Below are 24570 nucleotides of genomic sequence, written 5' to 3'. Positions count from 1 at the left end.
CAGTATACTATGCCCTGCTAAGGTTGGGCTGAATAAACGGGAGTTAAAGCGAAGAGGAATTGTGGCAACAAAAACACAGGGCCGAAGGGGTTTTCCCACGGCCCAATCTGTCAGGCATGTGCAGCAATCTGCACCTGGCGGCGCCATGCGCCCGGCGACTGGCCGAACTGGCGCTTGAAGCTGCGGTTAAAGGACTGCTGGGAGTCAAAACCAAAACTGATCGCCACATCCAGAATCGGCTCACCGCCCCGTGCGAGGCGTTCAGCGGATTTTTTCAGACGGCGTTCACGGATATATTCACCAAGGGCATAGCCAGTATGCTGTTTGAACATGCGCTGCAGGTGCCATTTCGAGTAGCCGGCGCGCGTGGCCACGGTGTCTAAATCCATCTTCCCTTCAATGTGAGTGTCGATCCACTTAACCAGATCGCTAATAAAATCATCATGGCTCATCGGTGTTCCCCTGATTCTGTTTTTTGACGCGGTTTTTTTATCGATCTTTGCGTTGCCTTGACCTGTCTCACTGTCAGGTGTAAAAGGTAACTTTGACGAATGCACTTAATAAAGTTAAGACAGGAACGGCTATAATGCAAGTTTTATTGTTGCATTAAATTTAGGAATAAGTGCGATCTGGCAGAACTCAGGGGCGACCAGTAAACGGGTCACCCCAACAGGATTCGGGAAGGATGAGTCAGGGAGTTAAATCAGGAGGCGCAGCGCTGCGGTTCTGGTTCGCTCACTTCGCTGCGTTGCAGAATGTCATGCAGAGCATCGGCTACGGTGCGTTTAGCCAGCACGTCCAGCGAGGCCTGTTCAGCCTCTTTCGCCAGCTGTTTAAAGTACCAGCAGGCATTGGCGCTCACCACACAGCATGGCTCCACTTCCGGGCGCCCCGCCATCAGCGGCTTATCTTCAATCACCGAAGTGTAGATATCACACAGGGTGATCTCTTCTGCCGGGCGGCCCAGCCGCGTGGTGCCACAGCGCCCCAGCGTAGAGACAATAATACCGTCGCGGGTCAGCGGCACCATCATTTTGCGCACAAAACTCGGGTTGGCCTTAAGACCATCAGCCAGAATTTTGCTGGTGCAGCGAAGCCCTTCGCGATCCGCCTTGGCAATGCATAACACCATCTGCAGGGCGGTAGGAAAACGAATATCAAGCATGATGTGATCCTTGCTTTTTGCTGTTCATCTGCGGATGAATAACGGTAATAAAAGCATTAAAAATCAGTCAAATATAAAAACACTATTTCGATAATATAACAAACATTGTTGCATTTTTGAAGCCACCCACTAAGCGATATGGGCTATTGGCGATATCATGATGATTTACGGGGCTTTATTAACAGGCACCCGCAAGTGCCTTAAGTCTGCTCAGGCTTTTTTAGCGCCGTCCTGCAAATAGCGATACACCACCGACAGGTCTTTATCCCCGTAACCGGCATCCACCGCGCCCTGCCACTGGGTGGCAATCGCCTTGAGGCCCGGCAGCGGCTGGTTTCCAGCAGCATCAAGCGCCAGGCGAGCATCCTTTAACGCCCACGTCAGCTGCATTTGCGCCGGGTACTCCCCTTCTGCAATCATCGCCAGCTTGCCCTTAACGTAGGGCGCAGCCAGCGGGCCGCCATCCAGCACCTGCCAGAAATCGTCCGGCGAGAAACCTAACTGCTCGGCCAGACGCGTACTTTCTGCCAGCCCCTGCACCATAGACACCAGCCAGGCGTTAGCCACCAGCTTCATTCTGGAACCGGCTCCTGCTTCACCCAGCCATTTCGCCCCTTTCGAAATGGCAGCAAACACCGGTTCAACTGCGGCAGCACGCCCACGATCGCCGCTGGCGAGTACCAGAATTTTTCCCTGCTCTGCCGGAGCTTTAGTCCCGGAAACCGGGGCATCGACCGGGACCACATCCGGACGCTGCGCCTGGATGTTTTGCAGCAGCTGTTCAGTTGCCTCAATGCCGATAGTGCCCATCTGACACAGCACCGCGCCATTTTTCAGCGCCGGCAGGATAAGTTTGCAGGCCGCCAGCGTAGTGGCGCCGTCGGACAGCATCACCAGCACCACGTCCGCATTGGCCACCGCTTCCTGCGGGCTGTCGCACAGTGTTAGCCCGGCGGATTCGAGATCTTCTCCGCGCGAGCGCGTGCGGTTCCAGGCACTGACGCTGAAAGAATTTTTTAACAGGTTGGCAGCGAAGGCATGGCCCATCGCACCCAGACCGAGTACCGCAACCGTTGGCAGTTGATTCATAGCGTGATCCCTTGTTTTTTAACGATTCAGATAGATTCAGGCACGCCTGAGCCCGACAAGTTCAATCGGTAATGCGCTTTAGGGCCGCAGCGCTCTGTTCATCATCAGGGATATACACCAGCAGGCGATCCCCGTTGCGCGGTGCGGACCACCAGTTATTCTGGCGCAGGGTGATGATGCCGACTTCAGGGTGATAGAAGCGTTTAACGTGGTTGTCGATGGCGCGGATCTCGTAACGCTGCCACATGGCGCGAAACTCATCTGACTCCGACAATAACCGTTCCAGCAGCTCCTGCCAGCGCGGATCGTCAAGATGCTCTCCCATCTGGGTGCGAAACAGCGCCACCATATGCGGCATCAGCTGTTCCTGATCGGCCACCGCCTGCCGCCATTGCGGATGGGTGAATGCCAGCAGAATACAGTTGCGATCCTCCGCGGGAATAGTCTCCAGGTCGACATTCATCAGGCGGCACCACGCCGGGTTATATCCGAGAATATCGAAGCGCGGCGTCTGGATAATAGCCGGCAGCGGGTTAAGGCTGTCGAGCAGGATCTGCCCGTGCGCCGACACTTTGGCACAGGCTTTGGCCGCTGCCATCACCGGGGTGGGATGGCCCGCCAGCCGAAACAGGTGCTGCGTTTCCGCTTCGTTACACTGTAACGCTGTCGCAATCGAAGCCAGCGTTTTTGGCGACGCTTTAATCTCGCGCCCCTGCTCCAGCCAGGTGTACCAGGTCACGCCAACATCCGCCAGCTGAGCCACCTCTTCCCGCCGCAAACCCGGCGTGCGCCGCGAGCGGTGATGCGGCATGCCCAGTCGCGACGGATCAATGCTCTCACGGCGGCTGCGTAAAAATGTCGCCAGCAGCTGGCGGTTTTTTTCGCTGATGCTCAGCGGCAGCGGCGTCTCGCTCATCGGGGGTGACTCCAGTCAGGCAGGTAGTGCGGGTACCAGTATAATCAAGAACTGGTACCCGTTTCGGATTTCACTGATGCTATGCCCGGTTACGGTTAAACACAAGGGTTACACACCATGAAAAGCGGTTATGATTGCACCACTCTCGGCCGCAGCGGTCTGACAGTGCTGTTAGCGGGTCAGCTGTTGCCGATGATTGATTTTTCTATCGTGAATGTGGCTTTGGATGCCATGTCCGCCACCTTACATGCAACCCCGATCCAGCTGGAGCTGATTGTCGCCATTTACGGTATCGCCTTCGCCGTCAGCCTGGCGATGGGCAGCCGCCTGGGGGATAACTTCGGCCGCCGCCGCATTTTCAGCATCGGCGTGCTGCTGTTTGGCATTGCCTCCCTGCTGTGCGGTATCACCCCCGGCGTCTGGACGCTGCTGCTGGCGCGTGCCTTACAGGGCGTTGGCGCGGCGCTGGTGGTGCCACAGATCCTCGCCACGCTGCATGTCTCGCTACACGGTCGTGAACATTCGCGGGCGCTGGGCCTGTACGGTGGTATCGGTGGAATGGCGTTTATTATCGGCCAGGTACTGGGCGGTTTCCTGATTAATGCTAATCCCGGCGGCTACGGCTGGCGCAGCGTGTTCCTGATTAATATCCCGCTCTGCCTGCTGGTCCTGCTGCTGGCGCCGCGCACCATTCCGGAAACGAAAAAGCAGCAGCGCGTCCCCATCGACTGGGCAGGAACCTTTTATCTCGCCGGAGCCATTGGCTGCCTGCTGGTTGCACTGGCGTTAGGGCCGCTGTTCCACTGGTCGTGGCCGTGCATCGCCCTGCTCGCCGCCTTTCCACTGCTGCTTAAGCGCCTGTGGCAGGTGGAAAAACGCATCGAGCAACAGGGCGGTGCCCCTCTATTACCGCCCTCGCTGATGCAGCTGCACGGCGTGCGCTTCGGTCTGTCGATCGCCGTGCTGTTCTTCTCCTGCTGGAGTGGCTTTATGTTTGTCGTGGCGCTGACGCTGCAGTCGGGCCTCGGCATGAGCGCCTTCCAGTCGGGCAATACTTTTATTGCGCTGGGCGTGGCCTACTTTATCGGCTCGCTGCTGTCCGCCCGCGTGGTGGAACGCATAGGTAAACTGCCGACGCTGCTGACCGGCTGCGCGATCCAGATGGCCGGGCTGATCGGGCTGATGATCACCTTCAACAGCAGCTGGCAGCAGATGGGCATACTGAGCCTGGCGCCGGCTACGGCGCTGATTGGCTTTGGGCAGTCGTTTATCGTCAGCTGCTTCTTCCGTATTGGTCTGGCGCAAGTGCCGAAAGACCACGCTGGCTCAGGCAGTGCGATGCTCTCCACGGTACAGCAGGCGGCATTGGGCCTGGGTCCGATGGTGCTGGGAACGGTGTTCAGCCAGGTGCTGCAACCTCACGGCAACTACCAGCATGCGGTACTGGCTGCGCTGGGTGCCGAGTGGCTGATTATGCTGGCTCTGGTGGTACGGGCGCTGATGTCCCGGCGCAGGATGGCGGTTCAGGCGGGGTAATTTGCCCGCGCTAAAGGGTCAGGCGCGCCTGACCCATCATCTTTACAACAGTTTCCGAATATCCTGGCGAAGATGCACCGTCACCGACGGCTGGCTAAGCACGCAAAACACCGTCACTAACAGCATCACCAGCGTGGCGATCAACAGCAGGCGAACGTTTAGCATAGGATGACCTGGGCCTCGACGCGCTGAGTGGGTGTAAAGCGCAGGCGGTTGCCGCTCATGGTCCAGACTTCAATAAGTTGTGGAGATGTGCGGATCATTGCCAGTTTGACCAACCCGCCAAACTGACGCAGCTGATGGTTAAGGGTTAACTGTTTTGCCTGAATAGTCATGATTTACCCTCGGTGGGTTAGGTATCACTGCGTGAAATGTAAATTTAATTTTCTACGCGAAATATTACCAGGTGGTGTACTGACAGGGAATGACGTGGATCAATAATTAGTTGCGGTGATTGATTGATGGGGCGTTCTGGCAGGCCAGTAAACTGACCTGCCGTGTGACTGAAAGTCAGAAAATTGAGCGACCGATGCGCTCGGAGAGTAATTCCAGCATCGCCGTACCGGCCAGCGAGTTGCCCTGGTTGTCCAGCTCTGGCGACCAGACGGCGATGCTCATTTCGCCCGGCACTATCGCGATAATCCCACCGCCGACGCCCGATTTCCCCGGCATTCCGACGCGCCAGGCAAACTCCCCCGCTCCGTCATACATCCCGCTGGTCACCATCAGCGCATTGATCTGGCGGGTCTGTTTCGGCGTGAGCAGCGCCTCCCCCTGCCCCAATCCGCGCCCGTGATTGGCCAGATAGAGGAAGCAGCGCGCCAGCTCAACGCAGCTCAGGGTCATGGAGCAGTAGTGGAAATAGGTTTGCAGCACGGTGGGTACGTCGTTGGCAAAATTATTAAACGACTTCATCAGCCAGGCAATGGCCGCGTTGCGCGCCGAATGCTCATATTCAGAGCGTGCCACATGGCGGTCATAGCTGATTTCCGCTTCCTGCGTCAGGCTGCGCACCACTTCCAGCATGCGCTGACGCGGGGCGGTCAGGCGCGTTTCCAGCATATCGCACACCACCAACGCCCCGGCATTGATAAACGGGTTGCGCGGTTTGCCCTGCTCCAGCTCCAGCTGCAGCAGCGAATTAAACGGCTGGCCGGAGGGTTCTTTGCCCACGCGCTGCCAGATTTCGCTGTCCTGATAGCGCGTCAGGGCCAGCGTCAGCGACAGAACTTTAGAGATCGACTGGATGGAGAAACGCTCCTGCGCGTCACCGGCCTGATAAACCGTGCCGTCCAGCATGCAGACGGCAATGCCAAGCCGGTCGGCGGGCACCTCTGCCAGTGCAGGGATATAGCTGGCGACCTTGCCCTGGCCAATTAACGGCCGCACCTGCTGCACAATGTCTGCCAGTAACTCATTATTCAGAACGCTTTCCACTACCCTTCCCCTGCTGTCGCTATTACGGGCTGAATTATCGCGCGATTTTGCCGCCTGACAGCACGCAGGTCAAATATCCGCAGGCGAAAAAAAATTGCTTCTGGATCACATTGTTTGAATAATCTGCTTTACAATTATTTTGAGTTTTCTATTTCATCTGACGACTAAATAAAAGACAATATCCCGACTTGTTCTGTGGCCCGGCGTAACGGGTAATCTTTCCTCAACCACAGCGTTAATCTCAATGCAATCAACTACTGTTTCCCGCAAGACCGCATGGCTGCGCGTGGTGATGCTCGCCATTGCTGCGTTTATTTTTAACACTACTGAATTTGTGCCGGTGGGGCTGCTGTCGGACATTGGCGCCAGTTTTTCCATGCAAACGGCGCAGGTCGGGCTGATGCTGACCATCTACGCCTGGGTGGTCGCCCTGATGTCGCTGCCAATGATGCTGCTGACGCGTAATGTCGAGCGCCGCCTGCTGTTGATTGTGATTTTTGTGCTGTTTGTTGCCAGCCACGGGCTCTCTTCCGTTGCCTGGGATTTCAATACGCTGGTGATCTCACGTATCGGCATCGCCTTCTCGCACGCCATTTTCTGGTCGATTACCGCGTCGCTGGCGATCCGCGTAGCGCCGCCGGGCAAGAAAACTCAGGCGCTGAGCATGCTGGCAACCGGCACCGCGCTGGCGATGGTGCTCGGCCTGCCCATTGGCCGCATGATTGGTCAGCTGCTGGGCTGGCGCATTACCTTTGCGGTGATTGGTGCGGTGGCGCTGGTTACCATGCTGCTCCTGATGAAGCTGCTGCCTAAGCTGCCAAGTGAACATACCGGGTCGCTGAAAAGCGTGCCGATGCTGTTCCGCCGCCCGGCGCTGGTTTCGCTGTATATCCTGATTGCGGTCACGGTGACGGCGCACTACACCGCTTACAGCTATATCGAACCGTTTATTCAGGGCGTCGCCGCGCTGAGCGCCGGGTTTACCACCTTCCTGCTGCTGATTTTTGGCGCGGCGGGCATTGTCGGCAGCGTGCTGTTCAGCATGTTTGGCAATAAATATCCGGCGACTTTCCTGCTGGGTGCCATCGCGTTAATCACGCTGTGCATGCTGTCGCTCTACCTTGCGGCGACGCATATGCTGGCAATCTCCACCCTGTGTATTATCTGGGGCATGGCGATGATGATTATCGGGCTGGCGGTGCAGGTACGCGTGCTGGCGCTGGCACCGGATGCTACCGACGTGGCGATGTCGCTGCTGTCAGGGATTTACAATATCGGTATCGGCGGCGGTGCGCTGCTGGGTAACCAGGTGAGTCTGCATCTGAATATGGCCAGCGTAGGCTATGTGGGTGGCGCCATTGGCCTGGTATCACTGCTGTGGTGTGCATGGAGTATGAAGCGTTATCCGCAGCTGCGGTTGAATGGGTAAAGCCGGGCGTAATAAATAAAAAAGGGGCGACCGGAAAAAAAGGTCTTCATCACGTTCAGTGGAAATCATTGGCACGGGGCGACCGGAAAAAAAGGTCTTCATTACGTTCAGTGGAAATCATTGGCACGGGGCGACCGGAAAAAAAGGTCGCCCCCTACAGGTTCAATCGAGATAAAACACGGATTTTAACTCTGCACTCACGGGGCTGTGGTCGGCATTGGACGGCATCAGTTCACTCATCGACTGCCACCAGCGCTGGCACACCTCGGTTTGTGCCACCGCGTTCCAGCGCTCCTCCGACTCTATCTCCACCGTGGCAAACAGCAGGTTGCGCGGTGCATCCAGAAAAATACTGTAGTGATGCGCCCCGTGCGCCTTCAGCGTCTGCGCCAGCTCTGGCCAGATGGGATTATGCCGCTGCTGATACTCCCGGTGCTTATCCGGGTGTACCTGCATGACAAAGGCTTTACGCAACATGGTTATGCTTCGCTTCCAGCGCTGCGCGCCAGGGTTTCACACCAAAGCGTTCGCCCAGTGCCACCAGTTCTTCAGTGGTAATACTCTGCTTCATCCCGCCCATCGACAGCACTTTAACCACCACTTCGGATGACTTCTCGGCGGTATCGATCAGGCCAAAGGTCTCATCAAGGGTTGGCCCCGCGCCGAAAATGCCGTGGAAAGGCCACATCACCAGCGTATGTGACTCCATCTTGTTGGCGGTAGCCGTGCCGATACCGTCGGTGCCCGGCACCATCCACGGCACGATGCCGACGCCGTCCGGGAACACCACCAGACATTCGGTACTGCCTTCCCACAGCAGACGGGTAAAGCTGGCGGAGTCGAGATCGACGACGTAGCTCAGCGCCATAAAGTGAGTCGCGTGACAGTGCATTATCACGCGGTCGGCGCCGTGAGTGACGGTTTTGCGCACGCTGTGCGACTGGAAGTGGGAAGCCAGCTCAGAGGTCGGCACGCCACCGTTGCTCAGGCCCCAGTGAATGGTAAAGGCCCGACCGTCGGCGCTGACGCGCAGCAGCACCAGGCAGTCGGCCGGGTCAAGCTGCACATTGCGGAAAAACTTGCCGGAGCCGGTGACGAGGAACCAGTCATTCGCCAGCTGAGGCGCGGGCTGGCTCAGTTCCAGGGTGCGTGGCTCGCGGTAGAAATCAGCGGCAAAGGGCTGCACTTCTTCATCCAGCAGGCGCAGCGACACGTTGCCGCCGTTGCGTTCATCCCAGCCCTTCAGCCACATATCGGTGGTGGCTTTCACCATGCCCTGGACAAACCAGGAGTTGAGAATCTGTTGCATCTGATTACCCTTAACGTTGGCTGAGAATCTGTTGTTCGTAATGGCGCACATCGCCTAACCAGCTGGCCCCGGCGGGCACATCGTGACGCAGGCACCACGCTTCCCATACCGCCTGCCACGGCAGGGATTTCTGCTCCTCCAGCAGCGCCAGGCGTGCCGTGTAGTCCCCGCTGTTTTCCAGCTTTTTCAGCGTTTCTACCGGCTCCAGCAGCGCGCGCAGCAGCGCTTTTTTCGCATTACGCGTGCCGATGACCCAGGCGGCAATACGGTTGATGGAAGCATCAAAGAAGTCGAGACCGATATGCACCTTATCGAACAGCTGCTGACGCACGATTTCGCTGGCGATTGCCTGAGTTTCATCATCCAGCAGTACCACATGGTCGCTGTCCCAGCGCACCGGGCGGCTGACGTGCAGCAGCAGGCGCGGCACGTACAGCATGGCGGTAGAAATTTTGTCAGAGATCACTTCGGTCGGATGGAAGTGCCCGGCGTCGAGCGTCAGCGCGGTCTGACGGCTGGCGGCATAGCCGAGGCAGAATTCGTTGGAACCGACGGTGTAGCTCTCCGCCCCGATGCCGAACAGCTTGCTTTCCACGGCGTCAATATGGTGCGCCGGGTCGAGCTTCTCGCTGATGATGGCATCCAGCGAATTCATCAGGCGCTGGCGCGGTGCCAGGCGGTCCACGGTGAGATCTTTCATGCCGTCCGGCACCCAGATGTTCATCACCGACGGCGTGCCCAGCTGCGCACCGAAATAGGCCGAGACTTTGCGGCTGGCCTGGCAGTGTTCGATCCAGAACTGGCGGATCTCTGCGTTACCGTGTGCCAGGGTAAACCCCTCGGCGCTCAGCTCGTGCGAGAAGCAGCTCGGGTTAAAATCCAGCCCTAAACCGCGCTGCTTCGCCCAGTCGACCCAGCCGGCAAAGTGCTGCGGCTTAATTTCATTGCGTGCCACCGGCTGCTCGCTTTCCAGATAAATAGCATGCAGGTTGAGGCGTTTCGGGCCAGGGATCAGCGCCATCGCCCGGTCGAGGTCCGAACGCAGCTCTTCGACATTGCGCGCCCGCCCCGGATAGTTACCGGTTGCCTGGATACCGCCGGTCAACGCGCCCTGCGGGTTTTCGAAGCCGCGCACGTCATCCCCCTGCCAGCAGTGCATGGAAACCGGCAGCCGATCAAGCTGCTTCAGTGCGGCTTCCACATCGACGCCGATATCGGCAAAACGCTGTTTTGCCAGGGCATAGGCCTGTTCGATAGCCTGAGTCATATACAAAGCTCCTTCGCTGTTTGGGTCAGTAACTGAAAGCGCGCCAGACTGCGGCGAAACGCGTCACTGCCGTGAGAGTCAAAACGGATAAGTGGGAAGTGCTGGGCGATCTGCTGGCGGAAGTGGGTCACATCTTTTACCGCGCCAGCGGCGATCAGCTGGCAGCCGATATTGCCGAGCGTGGAGGCTTCCACCGGTCCGGCATACACCGGAATACCGCAGGCATCGGCGCACAGCTGGTTTAAAAACTGGTTCTGGCAGCCGCCGCCCACAATATGCAGCTGGCTGAAGGGCTTACCGCGCAGCTGCTCCAGCTCCTGCAGCACCTGGCGGTAGTAGAGCGCCAGGCTGTCAAAGATGCAGCGCGCCAGCTCGGCCGGGCTGCCGGGCACCGGGGCATTCTGTTCAGCGCAGGCGTCCTGAATTTCGCGCACCATGCTGGCGGGATTAATAAAGCGCTCATCGTTGGGATTGATCAGCCACGCCGCCGCCTTCTGCTGCTGTGCGTCGGCAATCAGCTGACAGAGATCCTGAATCGCCAGCTCATCGCACACGCGCTGCAGCAGCCATAAGCCCATGATGTTTTTCAGCACGCGAAAACGCCCTTCGGCCCCACCTTCATTGGTGATGTTGGCCTGCTGCGCCGCACTGCTGGTAAACGGCTGGCGGCTCTCAAAGCCCATCAGCGACCAGGTGCCGGAACTGAGGTAGGCGGCGTTATCGCCGTGAAGTGGCGTGGCCAGCACCGCGCTGGCGGTATCGTGGGTGGCGACGGCCACCACCGCAATCGACTGACCCGATGGCGCCGTCCAACTCCCTACGCGCTTACCCGGCTGCGACGGTGCGCCAAACCAGGCGGGATCGGCACCGCTCCAGCGCAGCAGTTCGCTATCCCACTCACCGCTGGCAATATTGAGCAGCTGGGTGGTGGTGGCGTTGGTGTACTCCCAGTTCAGCCCCCCGGTCAGCCGATAGTGCAGATAGTCCGGGATCAGCAGCGCATGGGCCACCTGGTCCAGTTCGGGCTGATTGTCGCGGCACAGAGCGCGCAGCTGGTAGAGGGTGTTAAAGGGTAAAAACTGGATGCCGGTACGCTGATAAATCCCCTCGCGCCCCAGCTCACGGCAGGCGGCAGCCATCACGCCGTCGGTGCGATGGTCACGATAGGCCACCGGCAACCCGACGCGCTCGCCCTGCGCATTCAGCAGCACGTAGTCCACGCCCCAGGTGTCGATACCGATGCTCTGCGGCACGATGCCGCGCCGATCGATCTTCTCTAAGGCGGCAATAATAAAGGCTTCCAGCGCGTCGAGATCCCAGCACTGACGATGGTTAATCGTCACCAGTTGATTCACGCAGCGGCTGACTTCTTCCAGCGTTATCGCCCCGGTGTGCGGATGATGGCTGGCCAGCATCACGCGGCCGCTGGAGGCACCGAGATCGACGGCGACATAATGACGTTGGCTCATGAAATAGCTTCCTGATGATTCAATGTCACCAGTGTAAAAGAGCCTGATTCCGCTACCTTCTCGCCACTGCCAGCGAAATTAGCGCGCTGGCAGCAAGGCAAAGATGAACGTGAAGCAGCTCACAGTTCGGCAGCTTGCGGGTTTATTCACGCGATGTGACCCTGCCCGCAAATCTCACCGTTAGTCGCACATTTCTTAAAAAAATCACCGGGGTAGTGATATTCCGCTGTCGAAAATTCAAGGTGGCACAGCGCGGCGCTGGGTAGACTCTGTTACCAATATGTAAATGAAGAGTGGGGTTATCATGACCGTGTTACACAGCGTTGATTTCTTCTCGAGCGGGCATTTCCCGGTAGCAATCGAACCGCGTGCGCCGCAGGGCGCCTTCCCCGAGCATTATCATGACGATTTTCATGAGATCGTGATTGTTGAACAGGGTTCCGGTATCCACGTATTTAACGGCCAGTCGCAGCCGCTGTGCAGTGGCTGTGTCTGCTTCGTACGCGATCACGACCGCCATATGTATGAGCAGACCGATAATCTCTGCCTGACCAACGTGCTGTACCGCGGGCCGGAGTCATTCCGTTTTCTCTCCGGCTTACAGCATCTGCTGCCGCAGGAGCAGGATGGCCACTATCCGTCGCACTGGCGCATCGGTAATAAAGTGCTGGCGCAGGCGCGGCAGCTTATCGGCCAGCTGGAGCAGCGCCCCGCCAACGATTCTCTGGCAAGCCAGGCGGAGCAGGAGATGCACTTTATGCAGCTGCTGGTGCTGCTGCGCCAGGGGTGCAGCGCGGCGCAGAGTGACGATCAGGACAGCCGTCTGCGCGCCCTGCTCGACTGGCTGGCCGACCACTATAGTGAAGATGTTGACTGGGAAGGTTTAGCCGACCGCTTCTCCTTATCGCTGCGCACTCTGCACCGCCAGCTGAAACAGCAAACCGGCAGCACGCCGCAGCGCTATCTCAACCGCCTGCGCCTGCTGGAGGCGCGTCATCTGCTGCGCCACAGCGAAATGCGCGTGACGGATATCGCTTTTCAGTGCGGATTTGGTGACAGCAATCACTTTTCTACCCTGTTCAAGCGGGAATTTGGCTGCTCGCCGCGTACACTGCGACAAAATAACTGATGAGGTGAACCATGACCGCTCCCCTGCGCCTGGCAAAAGCTGACTATTTCCCGTCTGAACAGATGCCCGTGGCGGTGGCCGAGCGCAGCTCGCAACCCTCCTTCCCGCCGCACGTGCACGAGTTCAATGAGATCGTGCTGGTGTGGCGCGGCAACGGCCTGCACGTGATGAATGACCGGCCGTGGCTGGTGACCTGCGGTGACCTCTTTTACGTCAGCGCCGACGACTGTCACAGCTATGAGTCGGTACACGATCTGGCGCTCGACAACATTATCTACTGCCCGGAACGTTTTCAGCTGGCGCTGGACTGGCAACAGCTGCTGCCCTCGCAGGATGCGGGATCGTGGCGCTTAACCACGCGCGGCATGGCGCTGGCGCGCGGGGTGATCCAGCAGCTGGAGCAGGAGAGCCGCAAAAGCGACCTGCTGTCACGCCAGCTAACCGAAGCGCTGTTCCTGCAGCTGGCGCTGATCCTGCAACGCCACCGCTACGCCTCGGATCGCGCTTATCAGCAGCCTGAAGGGGAGCAGCTCGACCTGCTGATGGCCGCTATTCAGGGGCAGATTGCCACCTCCTTCGATCTGGCGCTGTTCTGCCATCAACACCAGCTGTCTGAACGGGCGCTGAAGCAGCTGTTTCGCCAGCAGACCGGCATGACCATTAGCCACTACGTGCGCCAGCTCCAGCTGTGCCGTGCCAAGTATCTGCTGCGTACCAGCGAGTGCCTGATTAGTGAAGTGGCCGCCCGCTGCGGTTTTGATGACAGCAACTATTTTTCCGTGGTGTTTACCCGCGATACCGGCCTGACGCCCAGCGCGTGGCGCCAGCGCTTTATTCCCCGCGGCCCGATTGCTGCCCCGACGGTAAAAGTATAAAGGGCTGACCACGGGTCAGCCCTTTTACCCTGCGCAGAAGTGCTAGGACACCATCCCCATCCCCACGATATTTGCCGCGAGGATAATCACAAAGCAACCGACGCTGAGTACGCGCACCGGCGTGCGCCCTACGTTATTCCACTCTTTCAATATCAGACCGACCAGGCCGCCGCACAGCACGTAGAAGCTCATGTGCAGCATCCAGCTGATAAAGTCGTACTGTGCCGGAATGCGCGCGTGGCCCCAGGCGTAGAAGAAGAACTGCAGATACCACATGGTGCCGCCCAGCAGCGAGAGGCCAATATTGGCAATCAGCATCGGCTTGACCACCGAGAAGTCCGCTTTCACCGACAGGTTCGACTTTGTCGCCAGGCGGAAGAAGCAGAAGCCAAGGTTAACCAGCGCCCCGCCCCCCATGATCACCACATAGCTGGGCAGCGCCACGTACAGCGGGTCGATGCCCAGCGCGGCGGCGGCTTCATGCATCGGTTTGGCGGCGTCCATCGCAAACGACATGCCGGCGGAGAAGATGCCGCACATCACCGCCAGCACCAGCCCTTTCTTCAGGTTGAACTCTTCGGCGGTAATGCCCATGGCGCGCTCTTTTAACAGACCCGCACGTGAAACAATAGCCACGCCAATCAGGGCCACCAGCACGCCCAGCAGCGTCATCCGGCCACCGGCGGAGCTGAACAGCTCAACAAAACGCCCCTGGATCAGCGGCGTCATCAGCGTACCGACCACCAGCGTGATGCCGATCGCGATGCCGATACCCATCGACATCCCGAGGTAGCGCATGGTCAGGCCATAGTTAATGTTGCCCACGCCCCACATCGCGCCGAACAGGAACACCGGCAGCAGCTGGGAGAGCGAAAATGAACTGTAGTAAGCCCAGAAATGCGGCAGCAGCACCGCGCTCACCGCCCACGGCAGCACGATCCACGACATCATGCCGCCGACCGACCACATGGTTTCCCATGACCAGTGACGCACTTTTTTAAACGGAGCATAGAAGCAGGCGGCGCTGGCGGCACCGACCAGATGCCAGAGAATGCCTGAGAGGATGGCTTCACTCATTGTTATTTACCTTGGTTGTTGTTTGCCCTGTGTGGTTTGAGTCTACGGACAAGCCATCCGGTTCAACCTTACGCTGGCTGCCGGGCCTGGCAGCAATCTGGCAAAATTCAGCGCCTTTGCCTTTGCAGGATCACAAATCATACATCTCGACGATCCCACAGGGTGAAAAGCCTGGTCTTTACTAAGCCACTCATATTCTTCACTAAATCGCGAAAATGCCAGCGCCAGCAGCGGCTTCTTGCGATTTTTGCCAGCCTGCTCTCATGGGTGGCAATCAGATCAAGGTGATTCAACGCGCGCTGATGCACCGTCAAGGGCCTGTAACAGCAAACCCGCTGTTGGTTAACAATCCCCTATCAAATGTGTCACGGAGAAGCGTCCATGAAGCCTGAACAGCAACAAATGTATATCAACGGCGAGTTTGTCGAGAATCGCGCTGACCGCTGGATCGAGGTGATCAATCCGGCAACTGAGGCGCTGCTGTCGCGTATTCCTGAAGGCAGCGTGGAAGACGCGCAGCGCGCGATTGATGCGGCAGAGGCCGCGCAGCCGGGCTGGGAAGCCTTACCCGCGGTGGAGCGTGGGGCCTGGCTGCATAAGATTGCCGCCGGCGTGCGCAGCCGGGCGGCAGAGTTAACCGCGACGATAGTGGCCGAAGGCGGCAAAACTCAGGAGCTGGCAGAAACCGAGGTGCTGTTCACCGCAGACTACCTCGACTATATGGCCGAGTGGGCGCGCCGCTACGAGGGCGAAATTGTGCAGAGCGACCGCCCGCAGGAGAACATTCTGGTGTTCAAGAAAGCCATTGGCGTGACCACCGGCATCCTGCCGTGGAACTTCCCGTTCTTTCTGATTGCGCGTAAAGCCGCCCCGGCACTGCTGACCGGCAACACCATTGTGGTGAAACCGAGCGAGCTGACGCCAAACAATGCGATTATCTTTGCCCAAATCGTGCATGAGATCGGCCTGCCTGCGGGCGTGTTTAATCTGGTCACCGGCTATGGCCCGGTGATTGGCCAGGAGCTGGCCGCCAACCCGAAAGTGGGCATGGTAAGCCTGACCGGCAGCGTCGGCGCCGGGATTGCCACGATGCAGGCAGCGGCGAAAAACGTCACCAAAGTGTCACTGGAGCTGGGCGGCAAAGCCCCGGCTATCGTAATGAATGATGCCGACCTCGATCTGGCGGTAAAAGCGATTGTCGCCTCGCGCATGATCAACAGCGGGCAGGTGTGTAACTGCGCGGAGCGCCTCTACGTGCAGGAAGGGGTTTACGACCAGGTGGTGGAGCGCCTGAGCGCCGCATTTAACCAGGTTACCTTCGGCGACCCGGCGACGCAGAAAGGGCTGGATATGGGGCCGCTGATCACCGCTGCGGCGCTGCAGCGCGTTGAGCAGAAGGTGGCGGATGCGGTTGCCGCCGGGGCGAAAGTGGTTACCGGCGGCAACCGCGCGGGCAGCACCGGCTTCTTCTTCGAACCGACTCTGCTGACTAACGTTGAGCAGAAAATGAATATCATGCAGGAGGAGACCTTTGGCCCGGTGCTGCCGGTGATGAAGTTCAGTACGCTGGATGAGGCGATCGCGCTGGCCAACGACAGCGAATATGGCCTGACCTCGTCGATCTTCACGCAGAATATCAACACCGCGATGCTGGCGCTGAAGAAGCTGAAGTTCGGCGAAACCTATATTAACCGCGAGAACTTTGAAGCGATGCAGGGCTTCCATGCGGGCTGGCGTAAATCCGGCATCGGCGGCGCGGACGGTCGTCACGGGCTGGAAGAGTATCTGCAAACGCACGTTGCCTATCTGCAATATCAGTAGGCGGATATAGATAAATGGCTGACCGGAACAGAGGGTCAGCCACTACGAGGGCCGAACTGAACTCATGGCTGACCGGAACAGAAGGTCAGCCACAGCGCTGAGGCGTTATCCATTCTGTGCATATCGTTATCAGATCAACTCGTTAAGCCCCCTTCTGCCATTTTGTTATGTTTTTCCCAGCGGATTAATTACCAGGGGATATAACATGAAAAAAACGCTATTCAGCGCACTGCTGGGCGCAATGACCATCGGCAGCACCTTTGCTGGCAATGCCGCCGAAAACACACCGAAAACCGTCAATATCGGCTATCAGAAAGCCAATATTTTTGCGCTGCTGAAGTATCGCGGCACGCTGGATGAGCAGTTCAAAAAGCAGGGTATCGCCGTGCGCTGGGTCGAGTTTCCCGCCGGGCCACAAATGCTGGAAGGGCTGAACGTCGGCAGTATCGACCTGGCGGCAACGGGCGATGCGCCACCGACTTTCGCCCAGGCGGCGCAGGCCGATCTGGTCTACCTGGCCCACTCTCCGGCTAACCCAAAAACCGAAGCCATTGTGGTGCCTGAAAATTCCACCATCAAAACCGTCGCCGATCTGAAAGGCAAGCGCGTCGCGCTGAACAAAGGCTCTGACGTGAACTATCTGCTGGTCAGCGCGCTGGAGAATGCCGGGCTGAGCTACAAAGACATTACGCCGGTTTACCTGCCGCCCGCCGATGCGCGAGCCGCCTTCCAGCGCGGTGCGGTCGATGCATGGGTGATATGGGACCCGTACTACGCGGAAGTGGAAACCAACGCCAAAGCGCGGCTGGTGAAAAATGCCGAAGGGCTGGTGCCGCACTACACCTTCTATCTCGCCAGCCGCAAGTTTGCTGATACCTACCCGCAGACGGCGAAGCAGGTCGTGGATGAGCTGGGAACGTTGAGCGACTGGGCGAATAAACATCCTGAGGATGCGGCGAAAATTCTCGCTACTTCGACCGGCCTGCCGCAGCCTATCTGGCAGCGGGCGCTGGCGAGAATGCCTTATGGCGCCGAGCGAATGACCCCGGCGGTGTTTAAAGAGCAGCAGGCACTGGCGGATAAATTCAGCCAAATCGGCCTGCTGCCGGTCAAAGTGAACGTCAGCTCCGCGACCTGGTCGCTGGATAAATAGTGTAAATCTGGGCCGTTCAAAACGGTAGGGGTCGATCATCTTCTTCGATCGACCCTTAATCCATACCTTGTTATTCCCCGTTACCAATCTGCCAGATAAACGTCGGCTCTTTGCCGTTGACTTCCCAGTCCCCGACATTGCGGATCTTATAAATCACCGGATTATGTGAGGCTACCGTGCGGGCATTGCGCCAGTGGCGATCCAGCGCCTTGCTGACGCGGGTATCCGATGCGCCGAGCGCATTAAACAACTCGCTGGCAGCACGCGGCACCAGCTCGCTCGCCACCACCTGCGCCTGCGCCGATTCCAGCTCGGCCAGGACGTTCGCCTGCTGAATGCGCGCTTCATCCCCGCTGTTGTGCAGCTCATAAGCCAGCTGCAGCGAGTGGGCGGCGCGCTGTACCGTGGCTTCCACCGCCCACGCCCAGCTGGATATCTGCCCCACCACCTGCAACACCTGCGCATCATTTTTGACCCGTCCGGCATTGCCGTGGCTGTAGGTGCGCGTGCGGTTTGCCACTCCCGCCGCGGCATCACGCTTCACCGCCCTGCCGATACCGGCCAGCGTTGCCAGTAACACGTGCTGGTAGAACGCGGTCTGATAGCGGAAGCGCTCGCTGAAATCAAATACGTGCGCCTGCTCCACCCGCGCCTGACGGAAGCGCGTGCTGCCGCTGCCGGTCAGACGCTGCCCGAAGCCATCCCAGTCATCATCACGCTCCACTCCCGCCTGATGGGTATTCACCAGCGCAATCACATCACGGCCGTTATCGCTGCGCTGAGCGTAGACATCGATCCAGTCGGCATACAGTGATCCGGTGCTGTAGAACTTCTCCCCGTCGAGCTGCCAGCCGTTTTCCACTGGGCTGACTTTGGTGATCACCTCGCCCAGCTTAACAGTGCCGATTTCAGTCCAGCCGCTGCCCACCAGTTCGCCATCGGCAAAACGGCGGAACCAGCTCTGCCGCTGCGCGCTATCTGGCTGATTCAGGCGGTCTTCGACAAAGGCAAAATGCGCGCGCAGCGCCTGCGGCAGATTTGAGTCGGCTTCGGCCAGCTCCGTCAGCAGCTGGAACAGCTGCGGCAGCGTGGCGCCGAATCCGCCCTGCTGTTGCGGAATGCGCAGGGTGCCAAATCCGGCCTCTTTCAGCCAGCGGATCGGTTCCGTGGGCAGCGTGCGCGTGGTTTCACGCTCTACGGCGCCCTCGGCAATACGCGCGAAAATGGGGCGAAAGGCTGCCGCCAGCGCGGCATAGTCAGGGTGAATATCAGACATGGGATCCTCCGGTTTCAGATTGGTCGTCAATATCCTGCCGGGTCGGTTCAAAGCGGATAATCAGCAGGAAAATAATCGGGATAATCGCGGCCAGCGAGACGATCCAGAACATATTGGTGCCGTAGGCAGCCTGCAAAATTGGCAGGATAAACAGCGCCAGCGCGCTGCCAACCCCCGACAGCGAGCGGCCAAAACCGACGCCGGTTGCACGAATATGAGTGGGATAAGAGAGCGCCGGGTAGATCATCATCTGCGCGCCGGGACCGAAGCCTTCGGCAAACAGCCACAGACCGAGCATCAGAATGGCAAACACCACGCCAGGCGTGGCGGTTGGGTGGCCAATCAGCGCCAGCGAGATTAGCGCAATAAACTGCAGCGCGAACCCGGCAATCGCCACGTGGCGCGACGGGAATTTCCATGCCAGGCGCATCCCCAGCAGTCCACCGGTAAAGGCGAACAGCGCATTAAGCCCCAGCGAAGCGGAGATAGTTTCAAATACGCCAGCGCCGAGGAACTGCGCGAGGATCGACGGCAGGAAGAAGGCGATGGCGGTGTATTCGAAGGAGATACAGATATTCATCACCGCCGTGACAATAGTACGTTCACGATACGGCTTATGAAAAAGCACGCGGAAGCTGACTTTCGGCGGCGCTTTTTTTACCGGCTCGCGTTCGTGGGCTTCCGCCGCGTGGGCGCTGATACCGTAAGAGTCGCGCAGGATACGTGCCGCCCCTTCCAGATCGCCCTGGTTCGCCGCCCACAGCGGGGACTCATTCATAAATTTGCTGCGCACCGCAATAATCAGCAGGGCTGGCACCGCGCCAAATAGCAGCGAGGCACGCCACAGCCAGTCGGCGTGCTCTTTCGGCAGCAGGAAATACAGCGCGAAAATAATAAAGAAGCAGGCCGACGACGCCGCGTACCACATCGGGCACCACGCGGCTAAACGTGCGGCTTTATTGCCCTTGCCGGTAAATTTGGAGAACTCAGCCAGATAAGCCATCGCCACCGGCAGGTCGATCCCCACGCCGATCCCCATCAGGAAACGCGCACCGATCAGCACCCAGACGTTTGGCGCCAGTCCGGCGGCGAGCGCCGAGACCACAAAGAACAGCATATCGGCCATAAATACCGAATAGCGGCCATATTTATCGGTCAGCCAGCCGCCCAGCAGGTTGCCAACGATGGTGCCGATCATAATCGATGAGGTGACCAGCCCGGTGATTGCCGGGGTTAAGCCGAACTCTTTAACCACATCATCAATACCGTATGAGAGTGTGGTGAGATCGTAGGCATCTAAAAACACCCCGCCGAGTGCCAGAAAGACAATCCAGCGGGCGTAACTGTTTTTGCTGGTACTGGTGTTAATTAACTGCGCCACATCACTGACGGAACGCACCGGTGTTGAGGACGAGGGGGGTGAAATAACACCATCGTCAATATTTAATGTACTCATAGTATCCTCATATTATTTTATTAGCAGGTAACACTGCATTTATAAAGAGGAAGCGCTGTAATAACAAACAAGGAAAAATGATTTTATTATGCTTTAAAATCAATTGGATATATTTTTCCAACGCAAAAAGCCGGGCAATATGCCCGGCCTGTTGATGCGTGTTAATTTAATCTGCCGATACCGGCACTAATACGCCCTGCACCTGCGGATCCTGAGTCTCTTTAAGCCACTTCTGCACGCGTGGATCGGCAAATGCTTTTTTTAACTTGATAATATTCTCATCATTTAAATAGGGAGTACCAATGACTAACTGTGAGGCGAAGGTACGCGGCGCGGGTGGGAATAATATGCCTTTATCACGCCCGACTTTACCGGCATCAAACTGTGAAACATAACCGATTGCGGCATCGACAGAATTTAAGGCACGCGGCATGGTTAATAAATCCAGCTCTTTAAAATTAAAGTTATGTGGGTTTTTCACAATATCTTTAATTTTGGCGGTGCGCGGCTCAACGTTAGGATCGAGGCCAATCAGACCAATGCGCTGCAGCAGCCACAGCGCCTGCCCCTGGTTCGCCCCGTCGTTTGGCACCACGATTTCTGCGCCGTTGGGCAGATCGGCAATCGCCTTATAGCGGTCCGAGTAGATACCAAACGCCCACTGGAACAGCGGCAGCGTGGAGCTGAGTTCGAATTTATTGGCATCCACCACCTGCTTTAGCCACCACTGGTGTTGATACACCGTGGCCGCATATTGCCCCTCCGCCACGGCGCGGTCGGCCTGCACCGGATCCTGCAACCCCACCGCTTCCAGCTGAATACCGTAGTCCGGGGCAATATGCTGCGCCACGTACTCGATCAGCTTCTGTTCACCCGCCATGGCCGGCTCGAAGTGCACCTTCAGCGTGGTGCCAAAGGTCACGCTATGTTGCTGCTGGCGGCTGAAGTGCCAGCCGAGTAGCGCAATCAGCGCAATCAGCACCACGGCCACCAGCCACGGCCAGGTTTTCTTCTTTTTCAGTTCAAAAGTTTGCTGCGTCATGATGTGTGCGTTCCCTGAGAGTGTTGAAGTCTGGCAACCACGCGGTCGCCAATCAGTTGAATCAGTTGAATAGTGGCGATCAGCACGACAATGGTGGCGATCATGATGTGATTATCAAAACGCTGATAGCCATACACCACCGCCAGATAACCAATGCCGCCCGCGCCGATGGTGCCGGCGATAGCCGAATATTCGATCATTGAAATCAGGTTCAGCGTGATGGCGGCTACAATCGCCGGCAGTGCCTCACTGAGCTGCGCGCCGCAGATGATTTGCCAGCGCGAACCGCCGGACACCAGCCCGACCGCCGTCACTTCCGCCGGCAGCTCGCGCAGCGCGTTCTCCACCAGCCGGGCAAAAAATGGCGTTCCGGCGACGATCATCGGGATCACCGCCGCCGGAATACCAATGGTGGTGCCGGTCAGCCAGAAGGTGAAGGGGATAATCGCCGCCATCAGCACCAGAAACGGCAGCGAGCGCCCAATGTTCACCAGCCAGCTCAGGCTGCGATGGGCCGCCGGGTGGGAAAACAGCCCGCGCGCTGAGGTATTAAACAGCACCACGCCGAGCAGCCCGCCGAGCGACACCACAAACAGCATCACAATACCGACCATCAGCCAGGTTTCACCGTAAGCAGGCAGCATCAGCCGGTGTATCTGGCTCCATGGCGTGTCCTGGCTTATCACATCCTGCGCTTTCATCCGGCCTCCTGCAGGCGCGGACGCGCCTCAATCAGCTGGGCAATAATTCCCAGCTCGGCCATTTGCGCGATCAGCGCCCTGGCTTCCAGCGGGCGCTGATTGAAACGCACGCCAATCTGCATACGCCCGGCCAGCTGCCCGCCAACCTCTTCCACATGCGCGGCCAGCAGATCAATCTGGCAGTGACACTGCTGGCCGATCCGCCCGATCCAGTCAGTGGCCAGCGGCGTGGCGTAGGTCAGCTGCAGCAGCAGGTCGGCTGACGCTGAAAGTGGGCGCAGTGGAAACAGCTGCTCTCCCAGCGCCGAGCCTGGCGTGCTGAGCAAGTCGCGCAGCGTGCCCTGCTGTACCAGCTGACCGTCGCGGATCTCTGCCACCGCATCCGCCGTGCTGCGCACCACGTCCATCTCATGGGTGATCAGGACAATCGCCAGGCCAAACTGCTGCCGTAGCTGTTGCAACAGCAGCAGGATGGAGGCCGTCGCCTGCGGGTCCAGCCCGGAGGTGGCTTCGTCCGCCAGCAGCACCGAGGGCTTCAGCGCCAGCGCCCGGGCAATCCCGACGCGCTGGCGCTGACCGCCGGAGAGCTGCGCCGGGTAATAGCCCGCTTTGTCGCTCAGGCCAACGCTGTCGAGCAGCTGGTCAACGTGCTGCTTAACCTGCCCCGGCACCACGCCCAGCCACTGCAGCGGTAGCGCGATATTTTCCCAGGCGGTTTTACGCGCCAGCAGCGCCGAAGACTGAAAGACCGTGCCGATTGCGCGTCGCTCACGGCGCAGTGCCTCTCCCGACAGGCGCGACAGATCTTCCCCGTTAACGCGGATGCTGCCGGAGCTGGGGCGTTCCAGCAGGCTGATGCATTTCGCCAGCGTCGATTTCCCGGCACCGCTTGGCCCCACTACGGCGGTAATCGACCCTGCGGGCACGGTGAGAGAGAGGCCTTTCAGCACCTCCACCGTCTTTCCGCCCGCCGTCGGGTAGTGTTTACGCAGGCTGTCAATTTCAATCATGGCGTGACCTCATCGGCATGGGGCACCCCAGCGGTGGCCGCGCGGCGGTATCCGGCCCCCGGATGCGGATACTGCAGGCGCGGCCCCTGCTTAAACAGCTTCTCGCGCAGCGTACCCGCCTGATAATCCTGTTTGTAGACCCCGCGCTTTTGCAGCTCCGGGACCAGGTGCTCCACCACGTCGCTAAAGGTTTCATGCGTTACCGCGTAGGCGAGGTTGAAGCCGTCAACATCCGTCTCTTCGACCCAGCTTTGCAGCTCGTCTGCAACGGTCTGCGCACTGCCGACCAGCAGCGGTCCAAAGCCGCCAATCCCCACCCAGTCCGCCAGCCCCTGCACCGTCCACTGACGATTTGGATCGGCGGTGGAGAAAGTTTCCACCGCTGACTGGATAGCGTTGGTGTGCAGATGTTTCAGCACCTGGTCCGGCTGATACTGGCCGAAGTCGATGCCGGTCCAGCCGGAGATCAGCGCCAGCGCGCCTTCGTAGCTGACGTAGCTTTTGTACTCCTGCCATTTCGCCTGCGCCGCTTTATCGGTTTCGTCAACGATTACCGTTTGCAGGTTGAAGATCAGAATGCTGCGCGGATCGCGCCCGGCCTCTGCGGCGCGGCGGCGGATATCGGCGACCGTCTTCTTCAGCAGCACTTTCGACGGCGCGGCCACAAATACGCACTCGGCGTGCTCGGCGGCGAACTGCTTGCCGCGGCTGGATGCTCCAGCCTGATACAGCACCGGCGTGCGCTGCGGCGACGGTTCACACAGGTGAATGCCCGGCACCTGGAAGAAGGTGCCCTGGTGATTGATCGGATGGATTTTCGTTGGGTCGCTGAAGATGCGGCGCTGGCGATCGCGCAGGATGGCTCCCTCCTCCCAGCTGCCTTCCAGCAGTTTGTACACCACCTGCAAATATTCATCGGCGTAGTCGTAGCGTGCATCGTGATCGGTCTGCGCCTGGTGGCCGATATTGCGCGCACCGCTCTCCAGATAGGAGGTGACAATATTCCAGCCGATGCGCCCTTTGGTCAGATGATCCAGGGTGGAGATGCGGCGGGCAAACGGGTAAGGATGCTCAAACGACAGCGATGCGGTAAGGCCAAAGCCGAGATGCTCGGTCACCAGCGCCATCGGGGTGATCAGCGCCAGCGGATCGTTAACCGGCACCTGGGTAGCGTTGCGGATGGCGGCGGCATTATCGCCGTTCAGCACGTCGTAGACGCCAAGGACATCGGCAATAAACAGGCCGTCGAACTTGCCGCGCTCCAGCAGACGTGCCAGCTCGGTCCAGTAGCTCAGATCCTTATACTGCCAGGAGCGGTCGCGCGGATGCGCCCACAGGCCCGGAGACTGGTGGCCCACGCAGTTCATATCAAAGGCGTTAAGACGAATTTCACGTTGTGAAGACATAGCACAC

Annotated in this window: 24 protein-coding genes; 6 read left to right on the top strand and 18 right to left on the bottom strand. The window is 58.7% G+C overall.

Annotated features, from left to right (window positions below; all coding sequences use genetic code 11):
* Positions 1-110 precede the first annotated feature (110 nt).
* From J2Y91_RS19150 to J2Y91_RS19135, 4 genes are all read right to left on the bottom strand, one after another.
* The gene (locus J2Y91_RS19150; protein WP_048916049.1) at positions 111-452 is read right to left on the bottom strand and encodes a helix-turn-helix domain-containing protein; all 342 of its coding nucleotides are present in this window, start codon (positions 450-452) and stop codon (positions 111-113) included.
* A 251-nt stretch (positions 453-703) separates the two neighbouring features.
* Positions 704-1165: an Rrf2 family transcriptional regulator gene (locus tag J2Y91_RS19145; RefSeq protein WP_048916048.1), complete on the bottom strand. Its 462-nt coding sequence runs from the start codon at positions 1163-1165 to the stop codon at positions 704-706.
* A 210-nt stretch (positions 1166-1375) separates the two neighbouring features.
* Positions 1376-2254, bottom strand: coding sequence for an NAD(P)-dependent oxidoreductase (locus J2Y91_RS19140; RefSeq protein ID WP_133623663.1), 879 nt, complete (start codon positions 2252-2254; stop codon positions 1376-1378).
* Positions 2255-2315: 61 nt separating this feature from the next.
* On the bottom strand, positions 2316-3170 hold the full coding sequence (locus J2Y91_RS19135) for a helix-turn-helix transcriptional regulator (protein ID WP_133623664.1): 855 nt from the start codon (positions 3168-3170) through the stop codon (positions 2316-2318).
* A gap of 117 nt (positions 3171-3287) precedes the next feature.
* On the opposite strand from J2Y91_RS19135, the gene J2Y91_RS19130 reads away from it, so the two are divergent.
* The gene (locus J2Y91_RS19130; protein ID WP_253539157.1) at positions 3288-4706 is read left to right on the top strand and encodes an MFS transporter; all 1419 of its coding nucleotides are present in this window, start codon (positions 3288-3290) and stop codon (positions 4704-4706) included.
* Between the two features lie 42 nt (positions 4707-4748).
* On the opposite strand, the gene J2Y91_RS23015 is transcribed toward J2Y91_RS19130, so the two are convergent.
* The 3 genes from J2Y91_RS23015 to glsB all read right to left on the bottom strand — a co-directional run bounded on the left by J2Y91_RS23015 (position 4749) and on the right by glsB (position 6143).
* Positions 4749-4871, bottom strand: coding sequence for a hypothetical protein (locus J2Y91_RS23015; protein WP_263575952.1), 123 nt, complete (start codon positions 4869-4871; stop codon positions 4749-4751).
* Entirely contained in the window at positions 4865-5041 is a 177-nt protein-coding gene (locus tag J2Y91_RS19125; RefSeq protein WP_166643179.1) for a hypothetical protein, read from the bottom strand. The genes J2Y91_RS23015 and J2Y91_RS19125 overlap by 7 nt, the downstream gene beginning before the upstream one ends.
* Positions 5042-5216: 175 nt before the next feature.
* Complete coding sequence (gene glsB / locus J2Y91_RS19120) at positions 5217-6143, bottom strand: glutaminase B (RefSeq protein WP_133623666.1); 927 nt, start codon at positions 6141-6143, stop codon at positions 5217-5219.
* Positions 6144-6387: 244 nt separating this feature from the next.
* On the opposite strand from glsB, the gene J2Y91_RS19115 reads away from it, so the two are divergent.
* On the top strand, positions 6388-7572 hold the full coding sequence (locus J2Y91_RS19115) for a sugar transporter (RefSeq protein WP_133623667.1): 1185 nt from the start codon (positions 6388-6390) through the stop codon (positions 7570-7572).
* A 162-nt stretch (positions 7573-7734) separates the two neighbouring features.
* Here J2Y91_RS19115 and rhaM read toward each other — a convergent pair whose 3' ends face one another.
* Genes rhaM through rhaB form a run of 4 tightly spaced genes read right to left on the bottom strand, consistent with a single transcriptional unit; the run spans position 7735 to position 11617 of the window.
* Entirely contained in the window at positions 7735-8049 is a 315-nt protein-coding gene (gene rhaM / locus J2Y91_RS19110) for an L-rhamnose mutarotase (RefSeq protein ID WP_133623668.1), read from the bottom strand.
* On the bottom strand, positions 8039-8881 hold the full coding sequence (gene rhaD, locus J2Y91_RS19105; protein WP_133623669.1) for a rhamnulose-1-phosphate aldolase: 843 nt from the start codon (positions 8879-8881) through the stop codon (positions 8039-8041). Before rhaD ends, rhaM begins: the two co-directional genes overlap by 11 nt.
* A gap of 10 nt (positions 8882-8891) precedes the next feature.
* Positions 8892-10148 carry an L-rhamnose isomerase gene (locus J2Y91_RS19100; RefSeq protein ID WP_133623670.1) on the bottom strand — a complete coding sequence of 419 codons (1257 nt, stop codon included), beginning with the start codon at positions 10146-10148 and terminating at the stop codon, positions 8892-8894.
* Positions 10145-11617, bottom strand: coding sequence for a rhamnulokinase (gene rhaB, locus J2Y91_RS19095; protein ID WP_133623671.1), 1473 nt, complete (start codon positions 11615-11617; stop codon positions 10145-10147). The genes J2Y91_RS19100 and rhaB overlap by 4 nt, the downstream gene beginning before the upstream one ends.
* Positions 11618-11921: 304 nt before the next feature.
* Between rhaB and rhaS the strand changes: the two genes are divergently transcribed.
* Positions 11922-12746, top strand: coding sequence for an HTH-type transcriptional activator RhaS (rhaS, locus tag J2Y91_RS19090; RefSeq protein WP_133623672.1), 825 nt, complete (start codon positions 11922-11924; stop codon positions 12744-12746).
* Positions 12747-12757: 11 nt separating this feature from the next.
* Positions 12758-13621, top strand: a complete 864-nt coding sequence (gene rhaR / locus J2Y91_RS19085) for an HTH-type transcriptional activator RhaR (RefSeq protein WP_133623673.1) — start codon at positions 12758-12760, stop codon at positions 13619-13621.
* 42 nt (positions 13622-13663) lie between these two features.
* On the opposite strand, the gene rhaT is transcribed toward rhaR, so the two are convergent.
* Positions 13664-14698: an L-rhamnose/proton symporter RhaT gene (gene rhaT / locus J2Y91_RS19080; protein WP_133623674.1), complete on the bottom strand. Its 1035-nt coding sequence runs from the start codon at positions 14696-14698 to the stop codon at positions 13664-13666.
* Positions 14699-15079: 381 nt separating this feature from the next.
* Here rhaT and aldA point away from each other — a divergent pair, with 381 nt between their 5' ends.
* Together aldA and J2Y91_RS19070 are read left to right on the top strand one after the other, a co-directional pair.
* The gene (aldA, locus tag J2Y91_RS19075; RefSeq protein WP_133623675.1) at positions 15080-16519 is read left to right on the top strand and encodes an aldehyde dehydrogenase; all 1440 of its coding nucleotides are present in this window, start codon (positions 15080-15082) and stop codon (positions 16517-16519) included.
* A gap of 241 nt (positions 16520-16760) precedes the next feature.
* A complete protein-coding gene (locus J2Y91_RS19070) occupies positions 16761-17672 on the top strand; it encodes a sulfonate ABC transporter substrate-binding protein (protein ID WP_253539544.1) in 912 nt (303 codons plus the stop codon).
* 70 nt (positions 17673-17742) lie between these two features.
* Here J2Y91_RS19070 and J2Y91_RS19065 read toward each other — a convergent pair whose 3' ends face one another.
* From J2Y91_RS19065 to J2Y91_RS19040, 6 genes are all read right to left on the bottom strand, one after another.
* A complete protein-coding gene (locus tag J2Y91_RS19065; protein ID WP_133623677.1) occupies positions 17743-18948 on the bottom strand; it encodes an acyl-CoA dehydrogenase family protein in 1206 nt (401 codons plus the stop codon).
* Positions 18941-20404: an MFS transporter gene (locus J2Y91_RS19060; RefSeq protein WP_133623678.1), complete on the bottom strand. Its 1464-nt coding sequence runs from the start codon at positions 20402-20404 to the stop codon at positions 18941-18943. Before J2Y91_RS19060 ends, J2Y91_RS19065 begins: the two co-directional genes overlap by 8 nt.
* A 166-nt stretch (positions 20405-20570) precedes the next feature.
* Positions 20571-21446, bottom strand: coding sequence for a MetQ/NlpA family ABC transporter substrate-binding protein (locus tag J2Y91_RS19055; RefSeq protein WP_133623679.1), 876 nt, complete (start codon positions 21444-21446; stop codon positions 20571-20573).
* Positions 21443-22147, bottom strand: a complete 705-nt coding sequence (locus J2Y91_RS19050) for a methionine ABC transporter permease (protein ID WP_133623680.1) — start codon at positions 22145-22147, stop codon at positions 21443-21445. Before J2Y91_RS19050 ends, J2Y91_RS19055 begins: the two co-directional genes overlap by 4 nt.
* Complete coding sequence (locus J2Y91_RS19045; RefSeq protein ID WP_253539155.1) at positions 22144-23157, bottom strand: methionine ABC transporter ATP-binding protein; 1014 nt, start codon at positions 23155-23157, stop codon at positions 22144-22146. The genes J2Y91_RS19050 and J2Y91_RS19045 overlap by 4 nt, the downstream gene beginning before the upstream one ends.
* Positions 23154-24563: an LLM class flavin-dependent oxidoreductase gene (locus tag J2Y91_RS19040; RefSeq protein ID WP_133623682.1), complete on the bottom strand. Its 1410-nt coding sequence runs from the start codon at positions 24561-24563 to the stop codon at positions 23154-23156. Before J2Y91_RS19040 ends, J2Y91_RS19045 begins: the two co-directional genes overlap by 4 nt.
* Positions 24564-24570 lie beyond the last annotated feature (7 nt).

This window comes from Erwinia aphidicola, from assembly GCF_024169515.1.
Taxonomy (GTDB): domain Bacteria; phylum Pseudomonadota; class Gammaproteobacteria; order Enterobacterales; family Enterobacteriaceae; genus Erwinia; species Erwinia aphidicola.
Note: the sequence above shows the minus strand (reverse complement) of the source record. Positions and strands in the feature narration are given on the sequence as shown.

Bases quoted from the DNA above. Each gene is read 5' to 3' on its own strand.
- rhaB (WP_133623671.1), bottom strand. From the start codon at position 11,617: ATGAGCCAACGTCATTATGTCGCCGTCGATCTCGGTGCCTCCAGCGGC.
- J2Y91_RS19040 (WP_133623682.1), bottom strand. From the start codon at position 24,563: ATGTCTTCACAACGTGAAATTCGTCTTAACGCCTTTGATATGAACTGC.
- J2Y91_RS23015 (WP_263575952.1), bottom strand. From the start codon at position 4,871: ATGCTAAACGTTCGCCTGCTGTTGATCGCCACGCTGGTGATGCTGTTA.
- rhaM (WP_133623668.1), bottom strand. From the start codon at position 8,049: ATGTTGCGTAAAGCCTTTGTCATGCAGGTACACCCGGATAAGCACCGG.
- J2Y91_RS19140 (WP_133623663.1), bottom strand. From the start codon at position 2,254: ATGAATCAACTGCCAACGGTTGCGGTACTCGGTCTGGGTGCGATGGGC.
- J2Y91_RS19125 (WP_166643179.1), bottom strand. From the start codon at position 5,041: ATGACTATTCAGGCAAAACAGTTAACCCTTAACCATCAGCTGCGTCAG.
- J2Y91_RS19130 (WP_253539157.1), top strand. From the start codon at position 3,288: ATGAAAAGCGGTTATGATTGCACCACTCTCGGCCGCAGCGGTCTGACA.
- J2Y91_RS19150 (WP_048916049.1), bottom strand. From the start codon at position 452: ATGAGCCATGATGATTTTATTAGCGATCTGGTTAAGTGGATCGACACT.
- J2Y91_RS19135 (WP_133623664.1), bottom strand. From the start codon at position 3,170: ATGAGCGAGACGCCGCTGCCGCTGAGCATCAGCGAAAAAAACCGCCAG.
- J2Y91_RS19115 (WP_133623667.1), top strand. From the start codon at position 6,388: ATGCAATCAACTACTGTTTCCCGCAAGACCGCATGGCTGCGCGTGGTG.
- rhaS (WP_133623672.1), top strand. From the start codon at position 11,922: ATGACCGTGTTACACAGCGTTGATTTCTTCTCGAGCGGGCATTTCCCG.
- J2Y91_RS19055 (WP_133623679.1), bottom strand. From the start codon at position 21,446: ATGACGCAGCAAACTTTTGAACTGAAAAAGAAGAAAACCTGGCCGTGG.
- rhaT (WP_133623674.1), bottom strand. From the start codon at position 14,698: ATGAGTGAAGCCATCCTCTCAGGCATTCTCTGGCATCTGGTCGGTGCC.
- J2Y91_RS19050 (WP_133623680.1), bottom strand. From the start codon at position 22,147: ATGAAAGCGCAGGATGTGATAAGCCAGGACACGCCATGGAGCCAGATA.
- rhaR (WP_133623673.1), top strand. From the start codon at position 12,758: ATGACCGCTCCCCTGCGCCTGGCAAAAGCTGACTATTTCCCGTCTGAA.
- J2Y91_RS19045 (WP_253539155.1), bottom strand. From the start codon at position 23,157: ATGATTGAAATTGACAGCCTGCGTAAACACTACCCGACGGCGGGCGGA.
- J2Y91_RS19145 (WP_048916048.1), bottom strand. From the start codon at position 1,165: ATGCTTGATATTCGTTTTCCTACCGCCCTGCAGATGGTGTTATGCATT.
- J2Y91_RS19065 (WP_133623677.1), bottom strand. From the start codon at position 18,948: ATGTCTGATATTCACCCTGACTATGCCGCGCTGGCGGCAGCCTTTCGC.
- J2Y91_RS19060 (WP_133623678.1), bottom strand. From the start codon at position 20,404: ATGAGTACATTAAATATTGACGATGGTGTTATTTCACCCCCCTCGTCC.
- rhaD (WP_133623669.1), bottom strand. From the start codon at position 8,881: ATGCAACAGATTCTCAACTCCTGGTTTGTCCAGGGCATGGTGAAAGCC.
- J2Y91_RS19070 (WP_253539544.1), top strand. From the start codon at position 16,761: ATGACCATCGGCAGCACCTTTGCTGGCAATGCCGCCGAAAACACACCG.
- aldA (WP_133623675.1), top strand. From the start codon at position 15,080: ATGAAGCCTGAACAGCAACAAATGTATATCAACGGCGAGTTTGTCGAG.
- J2Y91_RS19100 (WP_133623670.1), bottom strand. From the start codon at position 10,148: ATGACTCAGGCTATCGAACAGGCCTATGCCCTGGCAAAACAGCGTTTT.